The sequence below is a fragment of the Microbacterium sp. NPDC090225 genome (genome assembly GCF_044772365.1).
Taxonomy (GTDB): Bacteria; Actinomycetota; Actinomycetes; order Actinomycetales; family Microbacteriaceae; genus Microbacterium.
Genome location: NZ_JBIVYS010000001.1, coordinates 1,663,019 through 1,680,721, shown reverse-complemented (window position 1 = coordinate 1,680,721; position 17,703 = coordinate 1,663,019). Strand labels below are relative to the sequence as shown.

Annotated in this window: 19 protein-coding genes; 16 read left to right on the top strand and 3 right to left on the bottom strand. The window is 68.8% G+C overall.

Going from position 1 to position 17,703, the window contains the following annotated elements; genetic code table 11:
* Positions 1–17 precede the first annotated feature (17 nt).
* From ACIQTT_RS08045 to ACIQTT_RS07975, 15 genes are all read left to right on the top strand, one after another.
* Positions 18–4,529: an FtsK/SpoIIIE domain-containing protein gene (locus ACIQTT_RS08045; protein ID WP_402788356.1), complete on the top strand. Its 4,512-nt coding sequence runs from the start codon at positions 18–20 to the stop codon at positions 4,527–4,529.
* 106 nt (positions 4,530–4,635) lie between these two features.
* Positions 4,636–4,971, top strand: a complete 336-nt coding sequence (locus tag ACIQTT_RS08040; RefSeq protein ID WP_247632982.1) for a hypothetical protein — start codon at positions 4,636–4,638, stop codon at positions 4,969–4,971.
* Position 4,972: 1 nt separating this feature from the next.
* Positions 4,973–6,232, top strand: coding sequence for a hypothetical protein (locus ACIQTT_RS08035; protein ID WP_402788354.1), 1,260 nt, complete (start codon positions 4,973–4,975; stop codon positions 6,230–6,232).
* On the top strand, positions 6,223–6,780 hold the full coding sequence (locus ACIQTT_RS08030) for a hypothetical protein (RefSeq protein WP_402788352.1): 558 nt from the start codon (positions 6,223–6,225) through the stop codon (positions 6,778–6,780). The genes ACIQTT_RS08035 and ACIQTT_RS08030 overlap by 10 nt, the downstream gene beginning before the upstream one ends.
* Positions 6,767–7,384, top strand: a complete 618-nt coding sequence (locus tag ACIQTT_RS08025) for a hypothetical protein (RefSeq protein WP_402788350.1) — start codon at positions 6,767–6,769, stop codon at positions 7,382–7,384. The genes ACIQTT_RS08030 and ACIQTT_RS08025 overlap by 14 nt, the downstream gene beginning before the upstream one ends.
* Positions 7,381–8,256, top strand: coding sequence for a hypothetical protein (locus ACIQTT_RS08020; RefSeq protein ID WP_402788348.1), 876 nt, complete (start codon positions 7,381–7,383; stop codon positions 8,254–8,256). Before ACIQTT_RS08025 ends, ACIQTT_RS08020 begins: the two co-directional genes overlap by 4 nt.
* A gap of 127 nt (positions 8,257–8,383) precedes the next feature.
* Complete coding sequence (locus tag ACIQTT_RS08015; RefSeq protein WP_247623521.1) at positions 8,384–8,671, top strand: WXG100 family type VII secretion target; 288 nt, start codon at positions 8,384–8,386, stop codon at positions 8,669–8,671.
* Between the two features lie 76 nt (positions 8,672–8,747).
* Positions 8,748–9,050 (top strand): hypothetical protein, encoded by a 303-nt coding sequence (locus ACIQTT_RS08010; RefSeq protein WP_402788346.1) that lies wholly within the window; start codon positions 8,748–8,750, stop codon positions 9,048–9,050.
* Positions 9,047–10,174: a hypothetical protein gene (locus ACIQTT_RS08005; protein ID WP_402788344.1), complete on the top strand. Its 1,128-nt coding sequence runs from the start codon at positions 9,047–9,049 to the stop codon at positions 10,172–10,174. The genes ACIQTT_RS08010 and ACIQTT_RS08005 overlap by 4 nt, the downstream gene beginning before the upstream one ends.
* On the top strand, positions 10,171–10,812 hold the full coding sequence (locus ACIQTT_RS08000) for a hypothetical protein (RefSeq protein WP_402788342.1): 642 nt from the start codon (positions 10,171–10,173) through the stop codon (positions 10,810–10,812). The genes ACIQTT_RS08005 and ACIQTT_RS08000 overlap by 4 nt, the downstream gene beginning before the upstream one ends.
* Positions 10,813–10,816: 4 nt before the next feature.
* Complete coding sequence (locus ACIQTT_RS07995; protein ID WP_402788340.1) at positions 10,817–11,482, top strand: hypothetical protein; 666 nt, start codon at positions 10,817–10,819, stop codon at positions 11,480–11,482.
* A 136-nt stretch (positions 11,483–11,618) separates the two neighbouring features.
* Positions 11,619–11,906: a WXG100 family type VII secretion target gene (locus ACIQTT_RS07990; RefSeq protein WP_247623521.1), complete on the top strand. Its 288-nt coding sequence runs from the start codon at positions 11,619–11,621 to the stop codon at positions 11,904–11,906.
* A gap of 152 nt (positions 11,907–12,058) precedes the next feature.
* On the top strand, positions 12,059–12,379 hold the full coding sequence (locus tag ACIQTT_RS07985; RefSeq protein ID WP_402788338.1) for a hypothetical protein: 321 nt from the start codon (positions 12,059–12,061) through the stop codon (positions 12,377–12,379).
* On the top strand, positions 12,360–14,045 hold the full coding sequence (locus tag ACIQTT_RS07980; RefSeq protein ID WP_402788336.1) for an alpha/beta hydrolase: 1,686 nt from the start codon (positions 12,360–12,362) through the stop codon (positions 14,043–14,045). The genes ACIQTT_RS07985 and ACIQTT_RS07980 overlap by 20 nt, the downstream gene beginning before the upstream one ends.
* 128 nt (positions 14,046–14,173) lie before the next feature.
* Positions 14,174–14,728: a hypothetical protein gene (locus ACIQTT_RS07975; RefSeq protein WP_402788334.1), complete on the top strand. Its 555-nt coding sequence runs from the start codon at positions 14,174–14,176 to the stop codon at positions 14,726–14,728.
* An 18-nt stretch (positions 14,729–14,746) separates the two neighbouring features.
* Here the strand turns inward: ACIQTT_RS07975 and ACIQTT_RS07970 are convergent, their stop codons facing one another.
* From ACIQTT_RS07970 to ACIQTT_RS07960, 3 genes are all read right to left on the bottom strand, one after another.
* Positions 14,747–15,217, bottom strand: coding sequence for a recombinase family protein (locus tag ACIQTT_RS07970; protein ID WP_402788332.1), 471 nt, complete (start codon positions 15,215–15,217; stop codon positions 14,747–14,749).
* A 76-nt stretch (positions 15,218–15,293) separates the two neighbouring features.
* Entirely contained in the window at positions 15,294–15,656 is a 363-nt protein-coding gene (locus ACIQTT_RS07965; protein ID WP_402788330.1) for a response regulator, read from the bottom strand.
* Positions 15,657–15,772: 116 nt separating this feature from the next.
* A complete protein-coding gene (locus tag ACIQTT_RS07960) occupies positions 15,773–16,762 on the bottom strand; it encodes a malate dehydrogenase (RefSeq protein ID WP_402788328.1) in 990 nt (329 codons plus the stop codon).
* 45 nt (positions 16,763–16,807) lie between these two features.
* On the opposite strand from ACIQTT_RS07960, the gene ACIQTT_RS07955 reads away from it, so the two are divergent.
* Positions 16,808–17,689, top strand: coding sequence for a neutral zinc metallopeptidase (locus tag ACIQTT_RS07955; RefSeq protein WP_402788326.1), 882 nt, complete (start codon positions 16,808–16,810; stop codon positions 17,687–17,689).
* The last annotated feature ends 14 nt before the right edge of the window (positions 17,690–17,703 follow it).

Sequence of the window (17,703 nt, the reverse complement as noted above, 5' to 3'; positions counted from 1 at the left end):
CGCGGTGAGGATCGACGATGAGAGTCAAGCTGACCCTGCGCCGCCCGGCGGCGCCCCTGACCGACATCGTCGTGATGGCCGACTCGACCGCGACCGTGGCCGACGTCGCGCGCCAGATCGCGTCGACCGACCCGATGCGCAGCATCCCGGCCTCTCCGGCAGACGTGCTCACGCTGTCCGTCGCTCCGCCGACGAGCGAGCAGCTCACCATGCTCACCCCCGACCTCCTCGTCGGTGATGCCCCGATCGGTTCCGGCTTCCTCGCCGAGGTCGTCAACCTCGGTTCGAACCGGGCGTCCGTCGGCACCGCCGGTGCGCGCCCCGCCGCCGTGCTCACGGTGGTCGCCGGCCCCGCGAAGGGCCAGGAGTTCGCCCTGCCCCTCGGGCACTTCCTCATCGGTCGCGACGCTGCGAACGACGTGACGATCGCCGACCCGCTCGTCTCCAAGCGCCACGCGCGCATCGAGGTCGCGACGACCTTCGTCGAGATCGTCGACCTGAACTCCGCCAACGGCATCCTGGTCGACGGCGGCCTCGTGCAGCGCCTGCGCGTGATCCCCGGGCAGCGCTTCACCCTCGGCGACTGCGAGTTCGTCGTGCACCTCGTGAGCGACTTCGACGGCTCCGCCGCCGGCGACCCCGTGCTCGAGCGCGGGGGAGCGCTGCTGTTCAACCGCAGCCCGCGGGTCGAGGCGCGATTCACCGGCGAGGAGCTCGACGAGCCCCGTTACCCCCGCGACCAGGTGCAGCGGCTCTTCCCGTGGCCCATGCTCGTCGCGCCGATCCTGCTGGGGGCGGCGATCTTCGCGATCAGCGGCAACCCGCGCTCGCTGCTCATCGTCTTCATGTCGCCGATGATGATGTTCGGAAACTTCATCTCGCAGAAGACGAACATCGGCCAACGCCTGCGCAAGGAGGTCGAGAAGTTCGAGGAGCACTTCGAGCGACTCGAGGAGAAGCTCTACCTCGCTCAGCCGCGCGAGCGCGAGGTGCGCCAGAACGAGGTGCCCGCCGTCGCCGTCGTCTTCGACGAGGCGATGCGCCTCGGGCCGCTGCTGTGGACGCGGCGCCCGGAGCACTGGAACTTCCTCGCGCTCAGACTGGGGTCGTGCACCGACGAATCGCGCACGCGGATCAAACGCGCCGACATCCCCGAGGCGCTGCCCGAGTACATCGAGCGCGTCGACCGCCTCGAGGAGCGGTACAAGATGATCGACGACGTGCCGATCCTCGAGTCGCTGCAGAGCTCGGGGTCGATCGGTGTCGCCGGGCCCACGTCGCTCGCCAGCGATGCGCTGCGGGGGCTGGCGGTGCAGCTTTTCGGGATGCACTCGCCGAACGAGCTCGTCGCCGTCGCCCTCACCGAACCCGGGTGGGCGAACGAGCTCGACTGGCTCAAGTGGCTCCCGCACACCTCCAGCGAGCGCAACCCGTTCAAGGACGTCGCGCTGGCCGACTCCGCCTCGACGGGAACGGCCCTGCTCAACGGTCTCGAGGAGATCGTGCTCCGTCGCTCGCGCGAGGCGAAGTCGCAGCGCCCGCCCTATGGCGACGACTGGGACCCGATGTACTACGGCACCGACGTCAAGCGCGCCGCCGAAGAGGCGACGTTCCCCGGCCAGACCGCGATCCTCGTGATCGTCACCAACGACGCACCGGTCGACCGTGCACGCCTCACGCAGATCCTCGAGCGGGGAGCGGATGTCGGTGTCTATGGCCTCTTCGTCGCCCCGGTCGTCGAGTCGCTGCCGGCCGCGTGCCGCTCGTTCGTCGACGTCAGCGCGGGCCTCGAGCACGCGCGGGTCGGCACGGTGCGCAACGGCGTCGCCTACGAGGACGTGCGCGTCGAGGGCGTCTCGCACTCCTACATGACGATGCTCGCCAAGCGCCTCGCACCGGTCGTCGACTCGAGCACCGTGATCGAGGACTCCTCCGACATCCCGAACTCGGTGATGTTCCTGTCGCTCGTCGGCGGCGAACTGGCCTCCGACCCGAATGCGGTCATCGACCGCTGGCGCCAGAACAACACGATCCTCGACCGCTCCGGCGCCCCACAGTCGCGCCTGAAGAAGGCGGGCAACCTGCGCGCGATCATCGGGCAGTCGCAGACGGATGCCATGACCCTCGATCTGCGCACGCAGGGGCCGCACGCCCTCGTCGGCGGAACCACCGGCGCCGGTAAGAGCGAGTTCCTGCAGGCGTGGGTGCTCGGCATGGCCGCGGCGCACAGCCCCGACCGGGTGACGTTCCTCTTCGTCGACTACAAGGGTGGTTCGGCGTTCGCGGACTGCGTCGATCTGCCGCACTGCGTGGGCCTGGTCACCGACCTGAGCCCGCACCTCGTGCGCCGTGCGCTCACGAGCCTCCGCGCCGAGCTGCACCACCGCGAGCACCTCTTCAACCGCAAGAAGGCGAAGGATCTCCTCGAGCTCGAGAAGCGCCGCGACCCCGAGACCCCTCCCGCCCTCGTGCTCGTGATCGACGAGTTCGCGGCGCTCGCCGGAGAGGTTCCCGAGTTCGTCGACGGCGTCGTCGACATCGCGCAGCGCGGTCGCTCGCTCGGCATCCACCTGATCATGGCGACCCAGCGGCCCGCCGGCGTCATCAAGGACAACCTGCGCGCCAACACCAACCTGCGCGTGGCGCTGCGAATGGCCGACGAGTCCGATTCGAAGGACGTCGTCGACGACCCGGTGGCGGCGTCGTTCCCGCCCTCGCTCCCCGGTCGGGGCATCGCGAAGACCGGCCCCGGTCGTCTCGTGCCGTTCCAGTCCGCGTACGCCGGTGGGTGGACGAGCGACGAGGTTCAGCAGGCCGAGGTCAAGGTCGCCGAGCTCCGGTTCGGATCGATCCAGACGTGGGAGGCCGATCAGGCACCCGAGTCCGACTCGCACGACGAGGACCTGGGGCCGAACGACCAGAAGCGCATCGTCTCGTCGCTCGTCGCGGCATCCTCGATCGCCGGCATCCCGGCTCCGCGCCGTCCGTGGCTCGACGACCTCGAGCGCGCGGTCGACATCCGCGACCTGCCGGTGCTCGGTGACGGGCAGATCCTGCTCGGCAGGATGGACGTGCCCTCCCGGCAGAAGCAGGAGCCCGCGTACTTCGTTCCCGACAAGGACGGTTCGCTCCTCGTCTACGGCACGAGCGGCTCGGGCAAGTCGACCGTGCTGCGCACCGTCGCGATCGCGGCCGGGTTCCATGCAGGGCACTCCGACGTCGAGGTCTACGGCCTCGACTTCGGGTCGGGTGCGCTGAAGAGCCTCGAGATCCTCCCGCACGTCGGGTCGATCATCGGCGGCGACGATGCCGAGCGCGTGCAGCGCATCCTGCGCTCGCTCGCGCGCGTGCTCGACGATCGCGGCAAGCGCTTCAGCGCCGCGAACGCCTCGAGCCTCACCGAGTATCGAGAGATCACCGGGTCGCGCGAGCCGCGCATCCTGCTGCTCATCGACGGCTTCCCGCAGTTCCGCAGCGAGTGGGAATCGACCACCGCGCGGATGCCGTTCTACCAGACCTTCATGCGCATCCTCGGCGAGGGTCGCCCGCTCGGCGTGCACGTGATCGCGAGTGCCGACCGCTCGGGTTCGGTGCCGACGGCGGTCAGCGCGAACGTGTCGCGCCGCGTGGTGCTGCGCCTCTCCGACGACTCCGGCTACGCGATGCTCAACGCCCCGAAGGACGTGCTCGACGAGACGTCCGCCCCGGGCCGTGCGATCGTCGACGGCCTCGAGACGCAGATCGCGACGCTCGGCGGCACCCCGAACGTGGCCGAGCAGACCAAGCTTCTCGAACAGCTCGCGGCGCAGCTGCGCGGCGCGGGGGTGCGCGAGGTCGAGGAGATCGGCGCATTGCCCACCCGCCTCTCGGTGCGCGATCTGCCCGATCGGCTGGGCGAGTTCCCGGTGCTCGGCGTGGCGGAGGACACCCTCGCCGCGCGCGACTTCGATCCGGTCGGCACGTTCGTCGTCGCAGGACCCCCGCAGTCGGGTAAGACCACGGCGCTCAAGGGCCTCATCGCGTCGATGCGGCGGCTCGACCCGTCGGTCAAGCTGTTCCACTTCGGCGGACGGCGGGCGCAGCTCAAGGGCTACGCCGATTGGACGCGCAGCGCCACCACGCCCGAGGAGGCGAAGGAGCTCGCGAAGGAACTCGTCGAGCTCGTCGCCGACGAGACGCTCGGCGTGCGCATCCTCATCGTCGTGGAGGACGTGCCGCAGTTCGCCGACTCTCCCGCCGAGCGCGAGATGAAGGCGCTCTTCCAGGCGATCAACCGCAGCGACCACCTCATGATCGGCGACGCCGACGTGACGCAGGTGACGAGCGGCTTCGGGTTCATCGGCGACTTCAAGGCCGGGCGCAAGGGCATCATCCTCAAGCCCGATTCGTTCGACGGTGACGCGGTGTTCAAGGTGCCGTTCCCGAAGGTCAAGCGCACCGACTTCCCCGAGGGCCGAGGCATCTTCGTGCAGGCAGGCCGCCAGGTCACGGTGCAGATGCCGCTGGTGGAGGGTGACCGGGTCGGGTGATCGCTCCATGGGGAATGCTCCCCATGGAGCGTGTGGAGGACTCGCCCTAAAGTGATGAGGGGTCGCAGACCAGGAGTCCGCGAAGCGCGATCGGAGGAGGAGTGACATGGGCCAGGACATCAACATCCCGATGTCTCAGTTGGAGAGTCTGAACACGTCGCTGAGCAACATCATCGCGGAGTTCGAGGACGCGGGATCCCGGAGCGATGCTCTGGAGTCCGCGATCGGCGCTCCCCACGGGGAGACCGCTCTCCGCAGCGAGGTCAGCCGCTTCGAGAGCGACTGGAACGACAAGCGCGACACCCTGAAGGACAAGCTCGTGACCGCCAAGGAACGGGTCGTCGATTTCGTCGCGGCGTGGACGGACTTCGATCTCGAGGCCGCGCGGAACCTCGACACGACTGAGAACCCGGCGCAGGTCGCGCCGCCGGAGGTACGTTGACATGGACCGCACACCCACCGCGGGAAAGCACTACGAGATCCTTCCGATCGCCGGTGAACCGTCGACGATCGAGTTGCGCGGCATCGAGATCGAGAGCCTGGGCGACCAGATGCTCGCCGCCGCCGGCCTGCTCGATTCGATCGACCTCGGCGCCGAGTGCCGCGGCAAGAGTCTTGACGCACTGAAGGGAGACGTCACCGACGTGCGGGAGGACCTCCGCAAGGCCGGAGAGCGCTACCAGCCCAGTGGCACGCACATCGCGGAGTACGCGCGGACGCTCGACGGCGTGCAGACCACCCTGAGCTCGCTGATCCCCGACCTCGAGGCGCTGTGGAGCACCTATCAGACGACGGCGGGCAGCTTCGAGGACGACTCCCGCCTTCCGGAGCCGGAAGAGGGCGAGTCCACCGACGACCGCACCTCGGCCGCGGACGTCGAGGGCGACCACGACGCGTGGAAGGCGCGGGCGGTCGAGTACGAGACGGCTTACGACACGTGGTGGGATGCCTACGAGCGAGCGCGCTCCGGCATCCAGGCGGCCAACGACGACGGCGTCAGCGACTCGTGGTGGGACGATCAACTGCCGTGGCTGGAGACTCTGGGCACGATCCTCTCCTACGCAGGCATCGTCCTGGCCGTCGCGGCGTGCATCCTGGGTGGACCGTTCATCCTCATCGCGGCGATCGTGGGGCTCGCCGCGCTGGCGGTCACCGTGTGGAAGGTCTCCTGCGGGCGTGGCAACGGGTGGGACATCGCCATGGCCGCGGTCGGGGTCTTCCCCTTCGGCAAGGCGTTCTCGCTGTTCAAGGCCATGCGCGCGGCACCCGGGCTCGCCACGCTGGGTCGCGGGCTGCTCGGCATGGGCGGAGACATGATCGGCGCAGGATGGCGTGGCGGGTCACGCCTGACCGGTCTGCTCGGCGAGGGTCGCCTCGGTCAGGTCTTCCACGCCGGTGGAGACCTCAACCGTCACGGCACATCCGTGATGCGGAACTTCTTCAATGGGCTGGAATCCCCCTCGATGCTCAGCCGCCTGCTGCGCGGCGGCGACGGTGCGTGGGCGGGCGCCATCGGCGATGGGGCATCCGGACTGTCGAACGCGGCCTTCAACAACCTGCGGTCGTTCCTGGGGAACGCTCCGGGCGGCGCCATCATGGACGACATGCTGTCGGGAGGGAATGCCGCCCTCGATTTCATCGACAACCTCGGTAAGGCCGGTGCCGGCTTCGCCTACGACCGCTCGCAGGGCGGATGGAGTTGATGCGCGGCGTGGAGATCGAGCTCGACGATCGATGGCTGCTGCCGGTTCCCGCCGGCAGCGACCTCGGAGTGTGGGCGCGCGAGCAGGTGGCGACGCTGCAGTCGGAAGCCGATCGTGATCCCGAAGACACGGTCGCGGCGCTCGTCGCCCTGGCGGAGGGCGCCGATCCCACGGCGTTCGCCACGATGCTGTTCTGCCCGGACGGTCTCCCGGGTCGCGCCCTCGTGGCGGTCTACGCGTCGCAGAGCGAGCTCTCGTCACTCGACGACCTCCCGGAGGCGGCTCCGGCGTCGCTCCCGCGCCAGATCCTGCCGCTGGGCGAGTTCGACGCCTCCGTCGGCCGGGTCATCTCCACGCTCACCCAGGTTCCCGATCTCGGTATCCTGGGAACACTGCAATACGAGCTGCTGCGCGACGGCGCACTCCTGGAGGTCGTCGTGACGAGCCCGAGTCTTCCGCACCTGGGTGCGGGCATGCCGTTGTTCGAGGAGCTCATCCAGCGGATCGTCGTCGCGCCTGCGGGCGGAGGTGAGCGTGTCACTGCGTGAGGAACTGCTCGGTCTCGCGCCCGCTGTGCCCCGCTTCCGTATTCTGCTGCCGCCCGAATGGGCCAGTTTTCCCGTGACGCCCGAACTCGGCGGTCAGTTCGAGCAGAAGGCGCGCGAGGTGTTCGCGCGCGCAGGCCGACCCGACCTCGACGGTGTCTTCAGCGCCCAGCTCGCCCGCGCGATGAGAGGGCTGCAGGAAGCCGGCGCGAAGTACGTCTTCCTGCCGTCCGAGCGGACCCCGGGAAAGGATCCGTTCGCTCTCTCGATGGTGGCGACGTACATCGACTCGCCCGACGGCCCGCTCGACGGGTGGATCACCGCACGTGTCCGCGCCGGAGCGGAGATGCTCGATCCCGAGGGGCGAATCGTGTTCTGGAGGGATCGTGGTCCCGGCCTGGACGGCGAGACGCACAAGTCGCAGAGCACCTACGTGATCGCGGTGCCCGGCTCGAACCGGCGCAAGGCGCTGATGCTCACCGGAAGCACGATCGTCGGAGCGGAGACAGATGACGATGACGAGTACGCCGTCGCCGTGAGGATGATCTTCGACGCAATGGCCGCGACCGTCACCTGGATCGCCGATGATGCCGAGGGCGCCGTATGAAGCCGGTCGTCCGTCTCGCCGGCGACGACGCGAGCGTCACTGCGGTCGCGAAGGAGGCCGTGGAGGTGCTCCGCGCACAGCCGCAGGCGGCATCGGCGCTGTTCTCCCGCCTGTGGAACCTGCATCAGCGTCGGCGGCGCTTCGTCTCGGCATCCGCGGCGCCGGCCATCGCCGCCGCGACCGCACCGGCGCGGGCGCGATCGAGTGCGGGGTATCGAGCGGTGTGGGGAACACTGCTCGGCCTCGGGCTGACTGCCGCGCTGACCTCGGCGGTGATGCTCGGTCCGTCGGACCGCAGGAACGCATTCATGAATCCCGAGCTCGCCATGTCGACCGCTGTCATCGCCGGCGCGATTGCCATCCCCGTTCTTCTGATCACGCTCCTCCTCAAGGTGCCGGACGTTCGGAGCGCCCGCATCGGTGAGACGTTCTCGGTGCTGGTCGGTCTGCTGTGCGTCGCGATGCTGGTGGTGCGCCTCATCCTCGGTACCGGCGACGACCGGGGGTTCACGCCGGACGACCTCGCGATCTGGCTGCCGATGACGGCGGTGATCGCCCTCCTCATCGCGGGAGTCGCGATCCGGAGCGACCTCGTGCGGCGACAGGATGCTGCGCCGTCGACCGGCGCGAGAACATCCGTCGATCCGGGCGATCTGCGCCAGATGCGGCGTGATGCGGAATGGGCGGCGTCGTCGTCCTCTCCGACGCCCACCGACAAGGCCGAGTGGTCCCGTCGACTCGACGCTCTGGCGAGCGCGGGAATCGACGCCACGACCATCGCCCAGGCGCGCACGCTCGCGCCGGCTGCCTGGGTCGCGTGGCTCGCCTACGACGGCGAGCTCGACATCGCCGGCGTCATCCCCCGGCCCTGATTCCGGTTCTTCGCGCGGTTGGCTCGGGATGGGGAGGTCTCCCCATCGACGGGTGTGCGGCTTTTTCGTATGGTTGGTATATCGGGCCGGAGGGGTCCGGTTCATTCGATTTCCGGAGGTGTGGACGATGGCCGATTTCGGTGCGTCTTATGCAGAGATGGAGCAGGTGGCGTCGTCGCTGTCGCAGGCTCGTGATGACATTCAGGGTCAGTTGGACACGCTGAAGGGTCAGGTGGACACCCTTCTGGGTGAGGACTTCAAGACGCAGCATGCGTCGGGCAAGTTCGGTGAGGGTTACACGGAGCTGACGACGGGTCTGAAGACCGCGGTCGATGGCATCAACGACATGTCGGAGTCGCTGCTGGGCATGATGCGTGCCATTCAGGACCTCGACACGCAGCTCGCCGGCAGCTGACCGAGCGTTCTTCGTGGGGCGTCGACCGATCGGGTCGACGCCCCCTTTCGACCGGTGACCAGGGGAGGGGACACGTATGCCTGATGTGAGTATCGACTACTCGGCCATGGAGGCGAGCAAGACCGCGTACGCGAACATGCGCACGTCGTTGGACGCCGCGACCAGCGCTCTCGGCAGTGTCTCGGGCTCGGCCGTTCCGCAGCAGGAGCTGCGACGCCGTCTCGAAGACCTCCACGATTCGTGGGGCGGCGGCATCGACAAGCTCGGCCGCTACGCCGAAGACGCGAGCGCCGGCCTGCAGGGCATCCTCGAGGCGTTCCGCGGGCTCGATTCCGAGCTCGCCGCCAGCATGGAACCCGAGGAAGGGGCATCCGCATGACTTCGTTCCCCGCGCTGGGATTCGATCCCGCTCCCGGCAACCTCGGCGAGCTCGAAGGCTTCGTTCTCGGGCTCTCGACCGGCTGCGACAGCGTCGACGACGCGGTCGCGATGCTGAACGGCGACGATGACGCCGCGTGGACCGGCGAGGCCGCCGTGGCGTTCCGCGCCGCGATGAGCGAGGACTTCCGTCCGCACCTGGTCGACACGGGTTCGGCCCTGCGCACCTCCCGCGATGCGCTCAGCACCTGGGTGACGCAGCTGACCGGCTACCAGCAGCGCGCCCGCGAGCTCGAGGAACGGGCGGCCACCGCCGCCGCGTCGGTGAGCAGCAAAGCGACCGCGAAGGACAAGGCGGTCGACGGCGCCGACGCCGAGGATGCCGACCCCGACGCCGTCTCGAACGCGACCACGGCGCTGGCGACGGCGCAGGGCGCGCTCGACGACGTCATCGCCGAGGCGCAGCGCCTCAAGATCGAGGTCGACGACGACGCGGCGATCGCCGCGCAGTACCTCGTGAGCGCGAGCGACACCCTCAACTCCTATGCGGGGAACGCATTCTCGAACTTCCTCGAGGGGGCGGGCGACTGGCTGGCGGATGCCGGCGAGTGGCTCATGGACAACGTGGTGCCGATCCTGGAGGACATCCTCCGCGCGGCACTTCCGATCATCGCCATCCTCTCGATCTTCATCCCGGTGCTCGGCACTGTGGCGCTCATCATGTCGATCGCGCTCGTCGCGATCGACGGTCTCCAGGCGCTCACGGGCCGCGGGTCGTGGGCCGACTTCGCGATCGGCGCAGTCGGCCTCCTCGCCGGCGGTCTGCTGGGCGTTGCGGCGAAGACTCTCATCGGCCCCGGTGGTGCGGTGCTCATTCCGTCGATCCAGCGCATGACGCCGGCGCTCGCCGGTGGCGGCACGGCGGCCGGAACCCTCGCCGTGACGCTGAACATCAACATGAGCAACATGGTGGCCAACACGTACTGGATGTTCAACACCGCCAAGGACGCGCACGACAAGGGCCAGGACTTCACCGACAGCCTGTTCGGCCCGTGGCAGAACCTCGCCGAGCGGGTCGACAACACGGTCCACGGCAACGGCCCGAAGACGGACGCCGAGCTGTGAGCGTCGAGCAGGTCACCGGCCACCGGGTGTGGCAGCGGATGCCGCAGGGCTGGATCGAGTTCCGAGCCCTGGGCGAGCGCGCGCCGGACGAGTGGCTGGAGCGCTATCTCGAGGGCGGCAAGGGCTGGCTCCCGGACGAGGCGCGTGAGGCGATCGTCGCCGGCTTCCATGAGGGTGTGCGCACCTTCGCCGATACCGGATTCGATTTCGCCGGGGTGTCGATCGTTCTCGGTGAGCGGCCGGCGGTGTCGTTCCTGTGCACGAACGTGGTCGTGACGCGTCCGGAGGACACTGCGGATGCCGTCTCGCTGCACCGCCTTCTCCCGCTCGGTCGCTTCGGCGACGACGCGACGGCCGAGACCTTCGCGTCGCCCGACGGGCGGGTCGGCACCGTGACGAGCGGGCTGGTCTCGCGCGGAGGCCTGGACACGGTCATGACGGTCGGCGAGATCCGCCTCCCCGACGAGGTGGGAACCGTGGTCGTCATGGGGCTATGCTCCGACCCGGCGCAGCGGCAGGAGCTGGCGGTGATGACGGCCTTCGCGTTGTCGATGACGCAGTACCTGCCCGAGGGGGTCGAGCCGGAGCTGCCGGAGGGCGCGCGATTCGAGACCCCGCTCGACGACGACCTAACCTGAAGACATGCCCTTCGCTCTCATCCTCCCGGCTTCGCGTCCGCTGATCGCCGAGGCGGGATCCGACGACGCTCGTCCGCTCGAGGCCGACCGCGCCGCCGCGGCCCTGCGCGCGGACTTCGAGCGCTGGTCCCGGTGGGGTTTCGGCATCCTGGGTTTCGTGCTCGCCGCGGCGGGCTCGTTCGTGGCGGTCGGTCTGATCGAGACGGTGCGGATGCTGGGTGGCACACCGGCCGGCATCGACCTGGTGGCGATCGTGGTCGCCGCCGTCGTCGCTCTCGCGGGCCTCGCCCTGCTGGTGCTGCTGTGGTGGTCGGGGCGGCGGCTCCTCTCCGCGGCGACCTGGTGGATGCGCCTGCCGTACGCGCGCGGAGGACGCCAGCGCCGGGCCGGCGGCTGGCTGCAGGCTCGCACCGTGAACTTCGAACCGCGGGTGTTCGCGCGCATCGTCACGGCGACCCTGGCGCTGCTGATCGCGGTGGGCGGGATCGCGCTTTTCGTCCGCGACCTCATCGAGGGGACGACGTCGATGACCGTGGCGGCGGCGACGATCGGTCTTGTCGGTGCCGTCTCCGGGATCGGCCAGATCGGCGGGGTGATGCGGATCGTGTCCGGTCTCTCGGAGCGCGACCCGCTCTGGGTGCGGATCCGCTCGGGCTTCGTCCGTCGCTGAACCGCCGGCGCTGCTCCGCCGCCCGTGAGAACCGGGATGGGGAGGTCTCCCCATCGACGGTGGGGGTGGGGGTTGTTAGGTTTGTGGGTATCGGGCCGGAGGGGTCCGGTTCATTCGATTTCCGGAGGTGTGGACGATGGCCGATTTCGGTGCGTCTTATGCAGAGATGGAGCAGGTGGCGTCGTCGCTGTCGCAGGCTCGTGATGACATTCAGGGTCAGTTGGACACGCTGAAGGGTCAGGTGGACACCCTTCTGGGTGAGGACTTCAAGACGCAGCATGCGTCGGGCAAGTTCGGTGAGGGTTACACGGAGCTGACGACGGGTCTGAAGACCGCGGTCGATGGCATCAACGACATGTCGGAGTCGCTGCTGGGCATGATGCGTGCCATTCAGGACCTCGACACGCAGCTCGCCGGCAGCTGATACGCCAGCACGGATTTCGAGGGGTCGACGGTTCGCCGTCGGCCCCTTCGTCGTGTCCCCGACCCCGCCGCCGGCACAGGGAGGATGGGGAGTCCTGCCCATCGTGGCATCCCGATATGCCCCGCTAGGGTGAAACCAGAGAGCACCGGGGGGTGAAGATGTCGGACGTCGAGATAGACAAGGCCGCGCTCGAAGGAGCGATCCTGCAGATCGACTTCTCGATCGGCAACTACGTCGCGTACGCGAACGACATCTGGGCGCGAGACACCGGGGTCGGCAACCCGGTCGGGCGCACGAGTCTCCGGGTCATGCTCGAGAACGCGCTCGGTCAGGCGTCGATGGAGGCGAAGGCGCAGCACCTCGACGGCATCGCGATCAGCGACCGCCTCAAGAGCATCAATGATTCGTTCGACGACCTCGACGTCTCGCTCGGCGCCGGATGGGATTCCGACTATGTCGCTGACTTCGCCTAACCGCGGCTGGACGCTCGAAGAGATCGAGTACGACAGCGGCTCCCTCGAAGGCATCCATCGTGACCTGGAGACGTTGATCGATGAGGGCGGCAACGCCCGGATCGTGCTGCGCAACATCGACGGCGGGCTCGAGGGGCGCGGCGAGAGCATCGATCGCGTGCAGACCGAATCGGGCGCGCTCGCGAGCCGGATGAACCCGACGATCCTCACCCTCGGGCGCATCGCCGATGTCGTGCGCGCCTACGGCGAGGCCGTGGCGCAGCATGCGAAGGCGGCGAACGACCTCATCGACGACATCCAGACGGCCCACGCCGCGAAGGAGACGGCCGCAGCCGATCTCGAGTCCGCGGAACTCGCCCAGCGCCAGTGCACGCCCGACGACACCGCGCAGACCCGCAACGCGGCAGAGCAGGACGTCACGGATGCCGAGAGTGGTCTCGCCTCGGCCACCAGCACCCTCGACGATCTGTGGGAGCAGTGGGAATCGTCGTACTCGCTGTGGGACGAAGCCTACGGGGCAGCGATCGCGGGCCTGGTCCGCTCCGATGGTACGACGCTCAGCGACTCGACGCTCTCGGCGATCGATGCGCTCGCGAATGCCGACAGCCCCGCCGAGGTCGCCGAGATCTGGGACAGCCTCACCGATGCCCAGCGCGCGGCGTTGGCCCGTACCTACCCGGAGTTCGTCGGCAACCTCGAGGGCGTTCCCTACCTCGACCGCTTCCTCGCCAACAAGGCCGCCTACGACCGGGTGATCGAAGGTGGCCCGTATGGCGAGCCGCTCGACACCCAGCTCGAGAGCCTCGGGCTCGAACTCACCGACTTCGACGGTCAGCTGCTGATGTTCCACCCCTTCGAGCATCCGCAGGCGACCGCCGCGGTGATGTACGGCGTGCGGATCGTCGACGACGAGGGCAACCCGGTCGATCCGATGGATGGCATCACCAACGTCAACGTCCTCGTCGGCGGCATGTTCTCGAGCCTCGAGGACCTCGAGGCGTGGGGGCAGAGCGCACGTGATCTCAACACCTTCGCCGATGCATACGGCGGGGGAGTGCGGTCGGCGACGATCGCCTGGTACGGCTACGACTCCCCGAACATGCTCAGCGAGCACACGATGGGCAGCGCGACCGAGGGGGCCGCGACGCTCAGCTCGACGCTGCGCGGACTCGACAACGAGGTTCCCTCGCAGGTCACCACGTCGGTGATCGGACACTCCTACGGCAGCACCACGGCGTTCCTCGCGGTGGGCGGCTCGTCCGACAACCTCGGCGTCGACAACCTCATCGCGGTCGGATCGGCGGGCGTCCCCGACGGCTACCACCAGAGCTGGACCGGCGATGCGCCGATGGACTACTCCGGAACGCAGATCTACGCTTCGCGCGCCCCGGGTGATTGGATCGCGCGGTACGGCGAGCACAGCTCGTTCGGCCACGGCACCAACCCCGAGGAGCTGCCGGGAGCCGTCAGCTTCGAGAGCGACGGTGGGCAGGTGCCGAGCGTCGACGGCGGCACCGAGATGGGGCTCGGGACCCCCGGCCACGCGGCGCACGACGGAGGCAACTCGGTGTGGGGGTGGTGGGAGGAGGACAACGGCTACCTCGCCCGCGACTCGGAGTCGTTCCGTAACATTGCCAACATCGTCGCCAACGGAGAGCCGCTGTGATCGTCGCAGCGCGTGGCTCCGCTCGTGCGACAGGTGGAGGAAGATCGATGACGAAGCGCTGGCGCGCCACTGCAGCCGTCGCGGTACTGGCGCTCGCCTTCACAGGGTGCGCGAACGAAGGAGATGCAATGGCCATTCCCACCGGTAGCGAGCTCGTCGCGCAGGCGGAGCAGCACTACCTCGACTACCGCCGTGTGACGAACGACGTGCAGGCGCTGATCTTCGACGGCCCGTGGCAGACCGAGATCAGCGCGTTCGGCATGCAGCCGTCGGGTGCCGGATGCGGCGACGACGCCTACAAGTTCGACCTGACCCGCACCACGCAGATCGACCCGGGCGAGCAGGATGCTCTGCGCGACGAGGTAAGTCGTCACCTCACCGACGCAGGCTTCGAGGTGGAGGGCCAGGAGCTCGGTTCCGGGAAAGCGCAGTCCTCCGACGTGATCGTGCGCGAGCAGGGCGACTTCTCGCGGCTCATGGTGACCTTCATCGCCAACGGGTCGGTGCTCGTCACGGCGACCACGAAGTGCTGGCCCGGAGACCGCGCCGAATTGAGCAAGCTGATCTTCGGGGGAGTGACGCTCTCCGAGGGCTATCTTCCGCGCGAGGAGTCGCCGAGCGATCCGCTCTTCTTCGGCGTCACGCCGGGTGAGCCGGCGTTCGGTCCGACGCCCTCACCGTAGGCTGCGCGGGATCCGGGCTCAGCGCGCGAGATCCGCCAGGTGGCGCGCGTCGTGGTTGAGAACCTTCACGATGATGCCGCGGCGACGGAGGTCTGCGACCGTGCGCGACTCCTCTTCGCCGTCGCGCCCGAGGGCGTGCGTGTTGGCGACGACGAGCACGTCGCCCGTGTGCAGGGTGTCGATGAGGCGGGCGAGGCGATCGCCCCAGCTCTCGAGGATGTCGGGTGCGGGGTGACGGAACCCCTCGATCGGAACGCCGAAGCGGGTGAGGTCGTCGCGCTGCTGCACGACCGGAGGCATGCCCTCGCGCGAGACCACGAGCCCGACGAGGCGTGAACCGTCGGGGCGAGCGAGCCAGAAGTCGCGGTTCTGCTGCAGTTCGGTGAAGCACTTGGGGCACTCCGCCGCGGCATGCGGCAGGTGCAGCGGGCTCGTCAGCGCGTCATCGACCGATGCCGTGCCGGTGGTCCGGTCTGTCGTGTCGCTCATGGGCGCACCTCCGGACTCCATTCTGCCCTGTCGGTGCCGAATCCGTATCGACTCCGTCGACGGGATCGGATGCCGCTCAAAGCTGTTGCAGGCGACGGGGAGGCCCCTCGAGCCGGGCGATCGTGATCTTCACGTCGACCAGTTCGTGTTCGACGCCGAGGAGACGTTCTTCCACCCGGTCGATGCGGGCGTCGACGCGATCGAATCGGGCGTCCACCTGGTCGAAGCGGCGATCGACCTGCTCGAACCGGGCGTCGACCTGCTCGAACCGGGCGTCGACCTGCTCGAACCGGGCGTCGATCCGCGCATCCATCTGTACGAATCGCGCGTCCAGGCCTCGCGTCTGGTGGGCGAGCATCGCGCCCACGCCGCTGAGCACCGTCGCCGTGAAGGCGAAGAGCGCGATGATCATTCCGATCGTGTCAGGAGACAAGGTCACCGGTCCATTCTGCTCCGTGGAGCGTCGTCAGTCCAGCAACCATATGTCGGCTAATCGTTCACGTGTGGGGACAGTGGATAAGCCGATTATCCACACGTTCGTGCCGGAGGAGTGGGTCAGATCAGGCCGAGCGCCCGCACTGCATCGCGCTCCTCGACGAGCTCGGCGACCGAGGCGTCGATCCGCCGCCGTGCGTCCTCGCCGATCTCCAGACCCTCGACGATCTGCCACGCACCGTCGACCGCGCGCACGGGGAACGACGAGATCAGACCCTCGGGCACTCCGTACTCACCGTGCGAGACGACGCCGGCCGAGGTCCAGTCCTCGGTGCCGCGCACCCAGTCGCGCACGTGGTCGATCGTGGCGCTCGCCGCCGAGGCGACGGACGACGACCCGCGCACTTGGATGATCTCGGCACCCCGCTTCGCAACCCGCGGGATGAAGGTCTCGTCCAACCATGTCGGCACGTCGCCGACGATCGCGGCGAGAGCATCCGCCGCAGGTTCGCCCGCCACGGTCGCATGCGACACGTCGGGGAACTGCGTCGCGGAGTGGTTGCCCCAGATCGGCAGGCGCCCCACCGTCGCGACAGGAACGCCCAGCGTCTGTGCGAACTGCGCCCTGGCACGGTTCTCGTCGAGGCGGGTCAGCGCCGTGAACCTCTCGGCCGGCACGCCGTCGGCGGACGCCGCGGCGATGAGCGCGTTCGTGTTCGCGGGGTTCCCGACCACCGTGACCCGCACGCCGGGTGCCGCGTTCGCGGCGATCGCCGCTCCCTGCGGGCCGAAGATGCCACCGTTCGCTGCCAGCAGGTCGCCCCGCTCCATGCCCGGTCCGCGCGGGCGCGCGCCCACGAGCAGCGCGAGGTCGGCACCGTCGAACCCGACCGCCGCGTCATCCGTCACCTCGACGTGCTCGAGCAGTCCGAAGGCGCCGTCCTGCAGCTCGAGCGCCGCGCCCTCCGCCGCTCCGATCCCCTGCGGGATCTCGAGCAGTCGCACTCGCACCTTCTCGTCCGGTCCGAGCAGGTCTCCCGCCGCGATGCGGAACAGCAGCGCGTAGCCGATCTGTCCGCCCGCGCCCGTGATGGTGATCGTCGTGGTCATATCCCGAGCCTACGACCGTCCGAGGGGCGGAGTACCCTCGGAGCCATGACGTTCAATCCCGACGCCGACCTGTCGACCAACACCACGCGCCGCCGCGGTCGCAATGCCGCGATCGCGGGTGGCGCAGGCGTCGGTGTGCTCGGCATCATCGCCCTGATCGCGGGGCCGCTGCTCGGGATCGACCTCACCGGTCTCCTCGGCGGCGGCACGGCACCGAGCGGCTCCGGAACGGGCGGCTCGGTCATCGAGGACTGCAAGACCGGGCAGGATGCGAATGAGGACGTCGACTGCCGCATGGCCGGTGCGCAGGTCGCGCTCGACGCGTTCTGGGCCGAGAACGTCGAAGGCTACGTCGAGCCGACCCTCACCGTGGTCGATGGGTCGACCCCGACGCAGTGCGGCACCGCCTCCAATGCGGTCGGCCCCTTCTACTGCCCGCCCGAGCAGGGCGTCTACGTCGACCCCACGTTCTTCGACCTCATGCAGCAGCAGTTCGGAGCATCTGCCGGCAACCTCGCCCAGCTCTACATCGTGGGGCACGAGTGGGGCCACCACATCCAGAACATCGTCGGCACGATGGACCAGTATCCGAACAACGGCACCGGTCCCGGCACGAACGGCGTGCGCATGGAACTGCAGGCGGACTGCTACGCGGGCTCGTGGATCGGGCGCATGACCGACCAGACGGATGCCGATGGTGATCCGTACCTCATCAAGCCCACCGAGGCCGAACTCGAAGATGCCCTGAACGCCGCCTTCGTCGTGGGAGACGACCACATCCAGGAGATCTCGGGTTTCCAGAACCCGGAGAGCTGGACGCACGGGTCCAGCGAACAGCGGCAGTACTGGTTCGCGCTCGGCTACAGCGAGGGCCTCGGGGTCTGCGGCGAGGCGTTCACCCGTTCGGTCGATGATCTCGACCCCTGACCCCTCGCGGATGT

Excerpts from the sequence above, each read along its gene's own strand:
- ACIQTT_RS08020 (WP_402788348.1), top strand. The coding sequence starts at position 7,381 with ATGAAGCCGGTCGTCCGTCTCGCCGGCGACGACGCGAGCGTCACTGCG.
- ACIQTT_RS08030 (WP_402788352.1), top strand. The coding sequence starts at position 6,223 with ATGGAGTTGATGCGCGGCGTGGAGATCGAGCTCGACGATCGATGGCTG.
- ACIQTT_RS08040 (WP_247632982.1), top strand. The coding sequence starts at position 4,636 with ATGGGCCAGGACATCAACATCCCGATGTCTCAGTTGGAGAGTCTGAAC.
- ACIQTT_RS08035 (WP_402788354.1), top strand. The coding sequence starts at position 4,973 with ATGGACCGCACACCCACCGCGGGAAAGCACTACGAGATCCTTCCGATC.
- ACIQTT_RS07955 (WP_402788326.1), top strand. The coding sequence starts at position 16,808 with ATGACGTTCAATCCCGACGCCGACCTGTCGACCAACACCACGCGCCGC.
- ACIQTT_RS07995 (WP_402788340.1), top strand. The coding sequence starts at position 10,817 with ATGCCCTTCGCTCTCATCCTCCCGGCTTCGCGTCCGCTGATCGCCGAG.
- ACIQTT_RS08045 (WP_402788356.1), top strand. The coding sequence starts at position 18 with ATGAGAGTCAAGCTGACCCTGCGCCGCCCGGCGGCGCCCCTGACCGAC.
- ACIQTT_RS07960 (WP_402788328.1), bottom strand. The coding sequence starts at position 16,762 with ATGACCACGACGATCACCATCACGGGCGCGGGCGGACAGATCGGCTAC.
- ACIQTT_RS08005 (WP_402788344.1), top strand. The coding sequence starts at position 9,047 with ATGACTTCGTTCCCCGCGCTGGGATTCGATCCCGCTCCCGGCAACCTC.
- ACIQTT_RS07990 (WP_247623521.1), top strand. The coding sequence starts at position 11,619 with ATGGCCGATTTCGGTGCGTCTTATGCAGAGATGGAGCAGGTGGCGTCG.
- ACIQTT_RS07970 (WP_402788332.1), bottom strand. The coding sequence starts at position 15,217 with ATGAGCGACACGACAGACCGGACCACCGGCACGGCATCGGTCGATGAC.
- ACIQTT_RS07980 (WP_402788336.1), top strand. The coding sequence starts at position 12,360 with ATGTCGCTGACTTCGCCTAACCGCGGCTGGACGCTCGAAGAGATCGAG.
- ACIQTT_RS08010 (WP_402788346.1), top strand. The coding sequence starts at position 8,748 with ATGCCTGATGTGAGTATCGACTACTCGGCCATGGAGGCGAGCAAGACC.
- ACIQTT_RS07975 (WP_402788334.1), top strand. The coding sequence starts at position 14,174 with ATGGCCATTCCCACCGGTAGCGAGCTCGTCGCGCAGGCGGAGCAGCAC.
- ACIQTT_RS08015 (WP_247623521.1), top strand. The coding sequence starts at position 8,384 with ATGGCCGATTTCGGTGCGTCTTATGCAGAGATGGAGCAGGTGGCGTCG.